We start from the raw sequence: 14,361 nt of genomic DNA on the forward strand, positions 1-14,361 counted from the left end.
ATAGAATGGTTGCCATACATTATTAAATCTAACTCCAATCTCAACTTGATATTGTGTGTTGTATGTTACTCCAGGAATAGCTGAAAATGCCAAGTTATTAACCGGACGATCAAATATTTGAACCGCCATTGTTGACATATTAGTAACTTTAAAACGATATCCTTGTGCGCCTGAAATATTTGTAGCATACATAGAAGTTGATAATCCTGAAACTGTTGTTCCACATTGTGCCGCTGGCAAAGTAGAAACTATAGGTGTACATCCTCCAGGTAAACCAACATTGTCTATGATTCCATTACAGTCATTATCGATTCCATCGTAACAAACATCAACTGCGCCTGGATTGGTAGAAGCTACGTTGTCGTTGCAATCTCCTGCAACTGTAACATAACCTGCAACAGGTGTACATGACATTAATACAACTGCCTCATTTCCATAACCATCACCATCAATATCTGCATAGTAGGTTGTTGGTGTTAAAACAGTAACTGTAGTCGAGCTAGTTGAAGAACAACCTGTTGCAAAAGCAGCAGTTACAGTATATACTGTAGTAGCAGTAGGTTTTGCATAAACATTTGCTCTAGCATCACCAGAGTAAGCACTAGTTCCAGCAGCATCATTAAATAATCCTGAAATTGGAGACCAAGTATATGTAACATTTAATGGTTCACATATTATAGAACGAGTTCTATTTGTAGAATTAACACCACAAGAACTACCACTATGTGTCCAAAATCTAACCTGACCAGCAACATTTGAAGAAGTCCAAACTACTGGAGAAGCTCCTGCAGCTAGAACAACAGTTCCTGCACCATCAGTTATTGTTACATAATCGTTTAAACCATTAGATGTAAAGGTATACTTAGTAGATGCATTAACATTAACTAATGTATATTCTCCAGCATAACAATTTGTTGCAATTGTGTTCACTGTTGAACCATTACATGTAGTAGGCGAATAAGCAGCAGATGGATATTGACCATACTCATCAACTAAACATCCTCCAGTTGCACTAGATGCAGCTCCAACTGAAGCAGAAACTAATACTGGTAATACAGCATTTGCACAAATTTGTGTTGCTGAAGGCGAAATAATTATAGGAGTCGGAATTGGGTTTACTGTAACATTAAATGTAGTAGTATTAGCACATCCCGCAGCATTTGTAGCTGTTAATGTATAAGCAGTTGTTGCTGTTGGGTTAAAAGTATAACCTGAAGTAGCATCTCCACTAACTCCTAATGAAGGAGACCATGTGTAGGAATCATAATCACCAACTGTTGACGTAACCGTAACTGTAGAACTTGAACTACCTGAACAAATAGCTGCACTTGAAGAACTTAAAGTAAGTACTGGTGGAGTGTTTACTGTAGCTGTAACAAGAACTCTAGGTGTTTGACAAGCAGGTGTGAATCCAAAAATCATTCTTGGACGAACAGTTGTTGTTGTATTACTACTTAAAGTACCTAAACCAGTTGATGAAGTAGCCGCAAGCACAGCAGTAGCTGTAGCATTGTCAGCATAGATACCTAAAGTTGAAGTGTAAGCAACTGTATCCGTTTTCACAGTTGAACTTGAACCTCCAGTATTGTTATTACTATAAGAAACCTCAATAACTAAATTTGAAGAGCCATCCCAATTAAAAGGACTAGAGAAATTATAAGTATTAACACCAGAAGTCAAAGTTTGAGCAGCATTTGAATAAACAGTTGTTAATCCTGTAATAGCAGTATTCGAAACCGCAGCTGTTTGAGCTGTAGTACCAACTTTCAAATTGAAACCATTTAATGTAGTTGTTCCAAGTGAAGTAATTTCGAAAGCAACTGAATTCAATTTACCAGAACTAAAACCAGCAGCAGTCAGATCAGAAGCTCTAATAATAAACTGAGATTTTTGTCCTCCATAACCATGATAATATGGAGATGATCCTGGAGAAGATGATGTACTTGCACCGGCACCAAGATTTAATGTTGTAGCCGAACCTAAAATTTCTGCACTAACATAATAAGGAGTAGTTGTCGAAATAACTGGTGTATTAAAAGGTGAACCAGTTCCAACTAAACTTCCTCCTGTAGCAGCTGTGTACCAATTTAAAACTGTTCCAGCTGAGCCAGTAGCATTTAAAACGACTGAACCTGTTCCACAACGCTCACCAGCTAAAGTAGAGTCAACAGAAGGAGAACTAACTCCAATGGTTAAAATATTAGTATCAGCAAATAATCCTGAATTATCACATGTAACTCTCAAGAAATAAGTTTCTGTAGCAGTTAAAACAGGTGTAGTGTATGTAGCACTATTAGCACCTGCAATTGGTCCAGCAGAATTATGCCATTGCATAGAAACATTAGTCACACCTGTAGTGAATCCAGAAGCCGATAAATTTGCAGTTCCAGAAAAACAAACATTTGCCACAGAAGAAGTAGCAGTACCTGCAACTGGAGTTCCCTCACATGTTGGAGCTGGAAGAACATTGATTAAGTAATCTTCTGTCTCTCCATAAGAGAATGTTCCACAACCATTTGCAGTAGTTGTTGCTGTACCAAATTCATCTAAAATAATTCTCATTCGAGTTAATCCTAGAGAAGCTGTTAAAGGAACTGTTATATTAGAACTGTAAACTACACCATTTGCAGGTGCAGTAGCAGGTCCATCGACACCGCCTGTACCGTTATAAGTTTCACCAGCATCAGCAAAATCTCCATCTTTATTCCAATCAATAAATACTTTAGTCCAACATTGGTAATAAGTAGCTGCTCCATTGAATTGCTTTACTACAATTGGATAAGTAGATAATTGAGTGAAATTTTGTGCTGGAAGAGCAGTAAAATCTGTATATGTTTTATTTGCAGCTGCATTACTTAATAATGGTGTTGGTGCAGTAGTTGGATTAACTAAAGAACCAAAGGTAACTTGTGCAATATCGTCATCAGCTGTATTTGTTGCATTTGAGACACAATAATTTGTTACAGTTAATAATGCTCCTGAAGATGTTGTAGAACAGCCATTTGAAGTAATAACAACTCTATAATAATTATTTGTACTTGCAGGAGTTGAAGGTGAAGTAGTAACAGATAAAGTACCTGTTGTAGCACCACTATATGTAACTGTCGCAGGTGTTCCATCAACAACATTAACATAAGTTCCTGCTAAAGTAGCAGAACGTTGCCATTGATACGTTACACCTGGAGCAGATGAAGTTGCTGTAAAAGTTGCTGTATTTCCTCCAAAAACAGAAGTAGCAACTGGAGCAGTATCAATAACAGGATTATTAATTAATAATTGAGCACTTGACGAAGCTACAGCAACACATGGAGCATTTGCTCCAACCAAAGCTCTGTAATAATATGTTCCTGCTGCAGGAGTTGCAGAAGTTGTAGCAACAGTTAAAGCATTTGTAGATGCGTTAGTATATGTTGCACCAGCAGGAGTTCCATTAACAACATTATTAAATGAAATGTTATCAGATGAATATTGCCATTGTACAGTTGTAAATGAACCTGAAGGCGTTACAGTGAATACTGAAGAACCTCCACTAGCACAATTAGTTTGATTACTTGGAGCAGAAACAGTAACTCCTGTTGCAATATTTAAAGTAGCTGAAGTTGTTGTAACAGTATTAGCTGGACCAATAATATCAGCATAATAAACATAACCATTTCTTGTATTATCAGCATTAGAAACTGTTAAAACAGCAGTATCTGCACCAGAATAATCACCGGTATTTGTTAATGTTGTAACATTTGTTCCATCATATTCATACCATTGGTAACCAGTAACAGTACCTGTACCTGCAACCGTGAAAACTGCATTACCTGAATCACATAAACTTACGTTTGAAGGATTCAAACCAATTCCTGTATTTCCTACTGTCAATAAAGCACTGCTTGAAGTCTCAGGTGCACATGGTGAAGTTCCAGTAATTACACATCTATACTCATAAGTATTCATTGTATCAGTTACAGCAGTTAATGTTAAAGTAGATGTAGTAACACCGCTATAAACACCAGCATTTGAAAGCGGGTTAAAAGTTGCACCATTATCCGTTGATTCTTCCCATTGATAAGTTAAACCTGTTCCTGTTGCAGCAACTGTAAATGTTGCGTTATTCCCAGTAACAATAACTTGAGGCGAAGGTTGAGTTCCAATAACTACTTGAGATCTAACATCTATATTGTGAGTAACTGTAGTAACACATCCCTGAGCGCTGGTTACAGAATAAGATATAACAGTTGAACCTGCTGTTAAAGCAGTAACCGCACCTGTTGCTGCATCAATTGTAGCAACACTTGGGTTAGAAGAACTCCAAGCAATTGTACCTCCTGTTGCATTAGTTAAAGTTGTTGTTGGAGATGATAAGCATATTTCTGTAACTCCCACAATTGGACTAACAGTTGGACTTACATTAATTGGTAATGCAGTAGCATTTGTTCCAGAAGTTACTGCATTATAAACTACAAATGTACCTGATGTACTTGTAGCAGACAAAGCAACTGTAATTGTAGTATCATTAACTACTGTGAACGACTGAGAAACACCATTTAGTTTAACATCAGTAGCTCCTGTAAAATTAGAACCTGTTAAAGTAATAACAGTTGAAGCTAATTCATTTGTACAAGCAAAAGCTGGCGCATAACTAGTAACCACAATTGGTGGAGGAGTTAAAGCCCATGCTAGAGTGAAAGTACCAAAATTTGTACTATCAGAAAATCCATCTTGAACCCAATATGCTCTTTGAGTAACTCCAGTTGTATTTGTCCATGTAGAATTTTGAACATCTGGATCATCATAACAAGCAATTTGAGTTGTACCTGGACATGCACCGCCATAATTCAAAGTATTTTCTGAATCATATCCGTTTGCAGTTTGACCAATTACTAATGTGTAACCTGCAGGAACATCAATATAATACACTAAGTCTGGTGAAGTATTTCCACTTGCACAAGTATTAGTAAAATCATTTGTAGCACCAACAGTTGTACCATTATATGGACTTGTTAAAGTTGCTAAATTAATTGCACTTGAACATGTATCTCCAGGAATATATTGGAATGGAGCTGATGTAGCCCAACTACTATAATCAGAACCTGCTACACACTCTGAACGAACATGTAAATAATAGGTTGTCAAAGGAGTAATAGTAACACCTGTAACAGAATTACTAACACTAACAGTACCTGAAGTTGGTGGAGTTGCAGAAGTTGTAACAGCGTATTCATACTGTAATGGAGTTGTTCCAGAAGTTGGAGCTGTCCAAGTCACATCAGTCGTAGTAGGAGTTAAATTTGAAGCTGACAATCCTGTTGGAACATAACATGTTGGTGTCAATGTTATTGAGATATCATCAACAAACAATCCATTTTGATTAGCTATTGAATAAGCATTGAAACCAAAGAAATAAACACCTGACGTTGGTGGTGTAAAAATGACACTATTAGTAGTTGGAGTTGCTGTATTTATTGTTGGATGATCTGCAATAGCATTAGTCATTGCGGTAGCAACAGGAGAAGTCCCATATGCTACTTTTAACTTTTCAACATAAAAAGTACTATCATTACCATATTTATAACTAATTGTATAAGAAGTTCCTGCAGTTAAATTCATTGCAGAAGTATAAAACCATGCATTTGCTGCATTAAGCGAGTTATAGGTATATTTTAGTGTTTTATTTGTAAATCCAGTTCCAGGATTATTTATTGTTGCCCAATTATTTCCTGAACCTGCATTTTGTATTGAAGTACAAGTCGGAATTGCTGGTACCACAGCAGACTCAAAATTTTGAGTAAAAGGAATACTAAGCGCAGGACAAGTTGTTCCTGAAGCGGTATTTGTACCTGTAGTTGTGTTATAATAATAATCATAAGGACCAGAACCACATCGAGCATATTCATATACTTTAAAATAGTAAGTTGTTCCTAAAGACAAACCAGTAACAGAAACTGTAGCTGCAGTTCCATCAAGAACAATTTGTTGACCTGAACCTGCATAAACAGTATTTGCAACTAAAGCAGCAGCATTACCATTTACTGGATCAGTAAAAGTAGGAGAATTATTGATATAAACCACTCTTCTAGCTCCATTACCATTAGTCCAAGATGCTGTCATTCCAAAACTTGAAGCGTTAGAAGTTGTTGCAGCAGAAGCTTGAGTTGTTGGTGCAACAGGCTGTGTTACAGACACAGGTGCTGTATCCGCAAACAATCCACTTCCTGTACATGCCACTCTACATACATAGTATATAGTTGTACCAAGAAAAGGTGGTGGAGTATAAGTTGCCGTTGCTGCTCCAGTTCCTGTACCTGTTACAGGACCAAATGGACCTGTTGGACTTGAAGACTCTAACCATTGAAAAGTTATCCCTGTTACACCTGTTGTAAACCCAGAAACAGTAAATGACCCAGGAACAACAGCCGTACAAACAGCTCTTGTTAAAGGTGCAACTGTACCTGCTGTAGGTGTACCAGAACATGCAGGCGGTAAAGTTGTAAAAGTACCTGTAGAGGTATAACCATTACCTCCACCAGCTGTATTTGGTATATGAGAATAATCAGATTGTACTGCACCATTAATAGCCTGAACACGAACTTGATAAGATGTATTGGCTGTTAAGCCTGTTAAAGTAACAGAAGGTGTTGCAACCGGATTTCCACTCCAATTGGTCCAAGTACAAGAACCTGGCACTCTATATTGAACATTATAGGTAGTTGCACCTGTTGGTGCTGTCCACGAAACAGTTGCAGCAGAAGTAGTGATACCTGTAGTAGCGGCAAAAGTTCTTACAGGCAACTGTGTTCCTGGCGTCCATGTATATCTTAAACCCGTAGGAATATTTACACTAGCATTAGTTGTGCCTGAATACAACATTGTACTTGAATTTGCATTACCAGCTACAGCATTTGACCAATTACATGTAGTAGCTGCTGGCACATTACCAATTTGAAGAAGATTTACGTTTGTGGCAAAGGCAACAGTATTTCCTCTAATACCAACTTGTGGTGTAGTACCACTTGTTGAAACTGAACCAGGTCCTACTTGAGTTCCATAAACTATATTAACAACTCCAGTAGCGTAAGTAAGACGAATTTGAAAATTTAATCTTTCGGTACTCCTATTGAAATAGTTTGCATGATCTTTGTACTGAACAACAAACTCTGTTCCTGTATTCAAATAGCTAATTTCAGGAGCGGCTCCTGAAACTTCAGAACCTCCTGCGTCTTGACCAAAAGCAGAGATTGCTCCTGTAGTAGAACCTAATGTAGATAATGGTGTATAATTTGTACCCGCAGGTGCAGCACCAAAAGTTATGTATCCGTTAGCACTGATAAAACAAGTAGTAAAATTACTACCCCCAAAAGGAAAAGTTCCTCCCATCGTAATTGCTGTTGATACATTATTGTCGTACAGACCTGAAAACAATACAGTACCTCCAGTAATTGGGGTATAAGTCGCACCAGTTGTCGAAGAAAAGGTATAATTTGCGATATTAGTTTGTGCTAAAGCACTATTGCTTACCATAAAAAGGGAAACAAAAACAAAACACAAACTCATAAGCCACGACGTTCGCATTTTGCCTGTCGAATTGGGAGAATTCCCAACTACATCGGGCTCTTGCGAGCTGAGTTTCGATAATTTTCGATAACTCAGAGAATTGTAGTTATTCATCATAATTTAAAAAATTGGGTTAATTAATGTGTTAATATAAATATAAAGTTAAATACATGTTAATATATTATTCGCAAAAACGATAAAAGTGTTAAAAAAATCGATAAAATACATTAATAAAAAAGACTAAAGCCACAAAAATGCCATGCAGATTTTACCTTCATGACATTTTGTAATTTGTTTTATATCTAATTAAAAAATAACTTTCTTGTTAACAACTTTACCTTCTAATGAGGTGACTCTAACAATTAAAACTTGTTGAGAAGCATCTAAATTAGTTATAGTAAACTCATCTGAATTAATATCATTTTTACTAAATAATTGTCTTCCTCTAATATCAAAAACCTCAACTTTATCAATTGAAACCGAAGAAGCCGAAACAACAATATTTTGATTTTGTTTGAAAATTATAACTGATTCATCATTAAATACAGGATCATTTACTCCAAGCGTATTTGTAAATCTTAATTGAAAACGATTTTCAAAAGTTCCAATTGCACTTGTAAATGTGTAATTACTATCTTTTAAATTGTGAACTATGTTTAACAATTTATCTTCTAAATAAACAGACTGCTCATTGAACAAACCATCAAAATTAGAAAGTGAAATAGTATAAGTACTTTCAATAGATGACATGAATCCTAATGGAATTATATCACTAGAATCAAATGGTAGTGCTAAAGCTTGAATTCCAAGTTTAGTAGTATCAACCATTGTATATAATGATACTTGATTTCCTGCATTAACAATTTCTCCATCAAAACCTCTATCTAAACCATCAGTAGCATTTTGTACATAACCTACAAGGGTTTGTTTGAATAATCCATCAGCGTTTGAAACGTCTAACCATAATCGGTTTCTTTCTAAATTTACAATAGAGCTTACCTCATCAGAAATTGGCGAAGTAGTTTGAGCATCACTGTTTGATGTAGTGCTTCTAAAAAACTGTGAATTGGAATAACCTAATCCAGCTCTCATAGAATTTTTGAAAGTTACTGTTTTCACTGAAGCTCCTGTTGGATAAGGTGCAATTGGATTAATTCCTTTAATCATAAAAGATTGTCCTGCACCAACATAACCATTAGGTGTAATTGAACCTGTTCCAGGAGAAGTTGCTGTAGAACCTGAATAATTAAATACCGCATAATCTGCAGCAGTATAATTATTTGCAGTAATTGGAGTTGTATGTGTCCAGAAATACATTGTTCCTTCAACATTGTTTACATTAGCTGCATCTGATAAAAATGCTATTGCATTAATGGCACTTGGATAAGGATTTCCTATTAAATTAGTTTCTCTATAAACAGGCGTTGCAGTTGTTGGCCCTATAACAATTGGAGTTGTAATGGTTCCACTATTTGGTGTTCCAATAAAAGTAGAAGCATATCCAGCAGTTCCATTAGCATAGTATGGCGCTCTAATGATATACCCTTTACCAACATCCATTAAATTTATTGATGGCACATTATACCAGTTTGCAACAGCAGGATCAAAAGTAAAGAAATAATCATTTGGTGAATCAGGTGAAACATTCGACAAAGCTTGATTTGCAACAGGTGATGACCAATAAGTATAATCATATTCGCTAACTACTGTTGTAGATCTAGTGTAATTAATACTGCCTAAATTTCCACCAGTTGTTACACCCACTCCATTAGTTACATCATTATCTTGAATTAAACTTGCACCTTCTAAGAAATTCATAGTTCCTCCTAACGTATTTACCGTATTTTCAACATTCAATATATAATTTGGACTAAAAGTTACAATAGCGCCACCTGTAACAGTAACTGAACATGCATTTAAAACCATCGGTGTTCCAGAAGCTGCTAACAAAGCATCAGAACTTGAAACATAATTTCCTGAAAAAGTTGCTCTTTTTGATGCTGACGGCAATCCATTACTCCATGCTGTACCATTCCAGTTAGTCGTATTAAATGTTACACTTACAACATTTGAATATGATGTACAACCAGCATTTGTTATTACTGCTCTAAAATATCTATCCGCTGTGAAGATTCCCATTTGTGCAGATGTTAAAGTTGCAAAAGCACTTGAAGAAATTGAAACAGGTGTTGTAAATGCTAAATCATTAGCATATTGCCACTCTACTATAGTACCATTTTGTCCTGATAATGTTATGTCAGATGGAGAACCTCCACAAATTATTTGATTTGAAGAAGCATTTCCTCCTAAAATTGGATTTACAGAAACTGCAATTGTATTAGATGCTGTACAAACTGGAGCCGAAGTGCTAACACTAGCTATATAAGTTGTAGCACTTGATGGTAATGTATAAACTGATGCGACTGCCGTACCAGCAATATATGGGCTATTTACTGTTGAACTTGTATATGAAGAATACAATCCTGGAACAGCAACTCCATTAGCAACTGGAGTTGAATTATTATTCCAAACAACAGCACTTGCAGAACTTCCTGAAACCACTACATTATCAACAGCCCAAACAAATCCCCAATTTGAATTGTATCTAAATCTAATTTTCAAATCGGTTTGACCAATGTAACTATTCAAATTATAAATAAACTGGGTAAAGTTTGTTGGCGCTCCTTGAGTTGCAGTAGTCCATGATTGAAGAGTAACCCATGTTGGAGTTGCATTAGAAGCATTTGTTGTTATCTCTAAATAAGCTCCACCATTATATGGCTTATAATAGTGATAAAAACTTAAAGAGGCATCTGTATAAGTTGCTAAACTAAAAGTTGGAGATGTTAAAGTTACGTGAGTAGTTGAACCAGAACCCTGAGCATCAGAATTAGAAATGAAAAATGGTGAACTATCATTACTTACAACTGAGGTTATTCCAGAACTTCCAGCTGGATTATATCCTGTGTTTTGTATAGTCCAATATGAAGCAGCTATAACTCCATTTATATGAGCAGGCGCAATTGTTGCTGTTGCCGAAACCCAACCTCCATTTCCACTATTAAAGTTTTGAGAAACTGGAGTAACTACAATATTTGGTACAATTCCTCCAGTTGCCATCAATTGAACTGCTGGTCCAGAAGGACAAACTGTAGTTGATGCTGGAGTAATTGTTATTGGTGAAGGTGTAGGACTTGCATTATATGTATAAGTCAAAGTTCTAACACTAAAAGGCGAACTTGTCATCGTAGCAGTCAAAGTATAAACTGTAGTCGAACTAGTATTGAATGTATATCCTAAAGCAGGCGTTCCTATAACTCCGACATTTGGAAACCAAGAGTAAGATTGATAATTAGCCAACTCAGCAGGTGTAATTTGTACTAATGGCGAATTAGTATTAGCACATTGAGTACTTGATGTAATATTTAGTGATAGTGGTAATGGTGGAACTACCACATTTAAAGAATAATCTTCAAATGTTGCCCAAGATCCATTATAACATGGTCCTTGACCTGCTCCAGTTCCTGTTAAAGCATCAATATCTGCTCCTCCAATTCGCATTCTTACTTGACCTATAGGTTGTCCAGCAGGCACAGTAAATATTGCATTTAAAGTATTTGGACTAGAAGCAGCCGATAATCCTGTGTAAACATTTTCTCCAGCATCTAAAAAACTTCCATTATTATTCCAGTCAACCCATACTTTAGTATTATAATCATAAGTACCTGTATTGAAAGTTATAGCAACATTAACAGTACCACTTGGACTAACATTAGTTGACAAGGCTGAAAAATTACCATAATTATTAGCTTCTGTTGTTGTTGTATTATTAATACTTCCACAGGTTACATTAACAATTCCTAAATTATCAACACTTGTTGGAGCGGGATTACAATATGTAGGAACAAATAAAGTTGTAAAAAATGGACTACCAGAGTTGTTTAATGCTACCCATTCTCCTAATTCTGTTCCGCAAATACTTCTTACCCAGAAATAATAGTTTGTACTACTAGTCAATCCAGACAACACAATTGTTGTTGCTCCAGTACCAACTGTTCCTGAAGCAGGAGTTGAATTAGTAGGAGCTGTTGCTGAATTTGAATAATAATATGCATAACCATTACTTGGAGCTGGACTTGGCTCTGACCAAGTCAATAAAGCAGATGATTGTGTAATATTTGCCACTGATACTGCAGTTGGTTTCAAACAATTTGCAAGCTCAATAACTAAATCATCAACAAATAAACGTTCTTGGTTTGCAATAGAATATGCATTCAAACCAAAGTAATACACATTAGTTGTTGGCGCAGTAAAATAAATCACATTTGTAGTTGGTGACGATTTAATATTAGGTAAATCATCCAAATTTAACAACATACTAGTATCATTTGGCGCTAATCCATAGCTTACTTTTAATCTATTTGTAGTAGTTGTTCCTCCTCCATATTTGAATGACATTTTATATTGTTGACCAACGGTTAAATTAATTCCTTGTGTGTAAAACCAAGCATTTGCCGCAACACCAGCAGCAGGATATTGACCATCATACATTAAAATATTACCCGTCATTCCTGAAGTAGTATAATATGTAGCAGAAGCTGTTGACCACGGATGTGATGTTCCAATAGTTTGATTAGTTGTACAAGTTGGTAAACTATTTGTAAGATAAGGTGATACAGCTGGAACAACTGGACCATCAAAATTTTGTGTATACGTTACATTTGTAGGTGAACATAATGTTGAAAATAATATAGGAACCCATGAACTATAATCTGAAGCCGAACAACGCGATCGAACATAAACATATTGTTGTGATGCAGGCGTTAAACTTGTTAAAGAAGCTGTTATAATTCCTACCCCAACTGAACCTGTAGGAGTTGAAGAAGCATTTGGAACATCTAAAGCATTGACACCAACATAATATTGATAACCTTGAGCTGGAGCGGGAGTTGGCGCAATCCAATTTAATGTAGCCGATGTACTAGTTATACTTGTAACACTGAGACTTGTTGGAGCAAAACATGTTACTGGTCTAAATCTAAAAACTCTATTTGAAGCTGCGACTATTTGAGCATTTGTAGTTCCAGCTCCTCCTCTTGTAACAACACTTGCGGTATTACTAGACGCACCACCAATTAACTGACTACCTAAAGTCATTTGTGATGTTTGTGCTGGCCAATTTGCAGTGCTATTGGTATGACTTAAATTTAAATAATCTGTATTATCCGATCCTCTTAAACCGACTTGTCCAGTCAAGGCTACACCATATGTAGAACCCAATGAGAAAGAAGCACTATTATAATGAAATTCGATCAAACTTGATGTTTCATACAACCACAGCTGAAAAGCAACATTACTAGTACCTTCTGATGCACCAGGAGCAGCGCCGTCAATTCTCCTTCTCAAAATCCATTGAATTTTAAAAATTCTATTTGGAGCTACGTTTACACCTGTGTTTTCAATAAATGTAGAAATATTTGCAGCTGTAGTTGTTGGACTAACAACAGACATTCTTCTTCCATACAATGAAATTACTCCATCACCACCATTAGTAGAAATAGGAAACCAGTTAGTAGCAGATGGAGAAGTAGTTCCAAAACTAACAAATCCATTTGAAGAAACATAAATAGTCGTCCCTGAAGCATACGTTGTTCCATTAAAATTAAAGGCAAAAGGTAAGGTTGTTGTATAAATTTTATCAACAATAGTTGTTGTTCCTGTCTCAAGGTTAGTCCTAGCTGGTACTGCTGGCGAAACAGGTAGTGGAGCATAATTTGCAGGTGGCGCAATCGTTGAATAAGTTAGCCCACTTCCGTAAGGCAATTGCTCAACTTGATAGTTTGCTACCTGAGCTTCTACTCCATTCATTCCAAGAATAGAAAGCACAAAAATTAATGAACAATTAAAAAAAGTATTGTTTTGTGAGGTAAACGTTAAACTTTTAAGTAATTTTTTAAACATAGCGTTATATTTTGGGTATAAATTTTTCTAACATTAATTAATTGTTAAAAATATATTATTATTTTTTAAAAAACCATACCTATTAATGCAATAAAACAACAAATCGATGAAGTGAAAAATTAAATCGGTAAACTACATTAATTTGTAGAATATTTTTTTTTACAATGTAAGATTAATGTGGTTAAAAAATAATGTTTTCTGTAAAACAATTTGAAATAAAAACATTGATTTTTAATTAATAATACAAAAAAAAACCTCCTTAAAAAAGGAGGTTTAATGGTAACTTAACTAACTGAATTATATAGTAACTAATTATACAATTGCACTGTCTTGACTACTCACTTTTTTCATAAAAGTTCTATATAAAACTTTATTTGGAGTAATTCCTGATGATAAAATTTGCTTTCTTGTAATTCCTTTTGAAGAATTGTTCTTCACTTCATTCAAATCACTTTTTAATTGTGGTTGTTTAGAACCCATAAACCAGTTAACAAAATCTATTTGAGATTCAACAGAAACAATATTAATTTCACTTTGAAGAACAACAGAAGTAGTATTGATTTCTTCTACTACAACATTTTCTTTTGATTGACCAAACATTCCAAAACTTGACAACAAAAACAAAAGAAAGAAAAACAACAATCTGTTTTTGTTCTCTGTTAAAAAATTGTTAGTATTTGTGTTTTGTAATTTCATTTTAATTTTGTTGTTATTTCTGTGCCAAAACTACATCCATTGTGAGGTATCATGAAATTTATTCGATAAAATGCCCTAAAAATCGTTTAAACCCATTTAGAAAGTAGTTTGTCTAAAAAATCAGCAGTTAATCTATAGCCAAAAAATGCAAACCCTTAATTA

3 protein-coding genes are annotated in these 14,361 nt (G+C 35.3%); all 3 read right to left on the bottom strand.

All coding sequences use genetic code 11. The features are described from left to right. A partial coding sequence (locus tag Q0049_RS08715) for a GEVED domain-containing protein (RefSeq protein ID WP_298118815.1) occupies positions 1-7,659 on the bottom strand: 7,659 nt, incomplete at its 3' end. A 189-nt stretch (positions 7,660-7,848) separates the two neighbouring features. Continuing rightward, complete coding sequence (locus Q0049_RS08720) at positions 7,849-13,503, bottom strand: T9SS sorting signal type C domain-containing protein (protein WP_298118818.1); 5,655 nt, start codon at positions 13,501-13,503, stop codon at positions 7,849-7,851. Between the two features lie 312 nt (positions 13,504-13,815). Continuing rightward, positions 13,816-14,199: a hypothetical protein gene (locus Q0049_RS08725; protein ID WP_298118820.1), complete on the bottom strand. Its 384-nt coding sequence runs from the start codon at positions 14,197-14,199 to the stop codon at positions 13,816-13,818. Between the last annotated feature and the right edge of the window lie 162 nt (positions 14,200-14,361).

The organism is Flavobacterium sp. (genome assembly GCF_027484205.1).
Taxonomy (GTDB): domain Bacteria; phylum Bacteroidota; class Bacteroidia; order Flavobacteriales; family Flavobacteriaceae; genus Flavobacterium.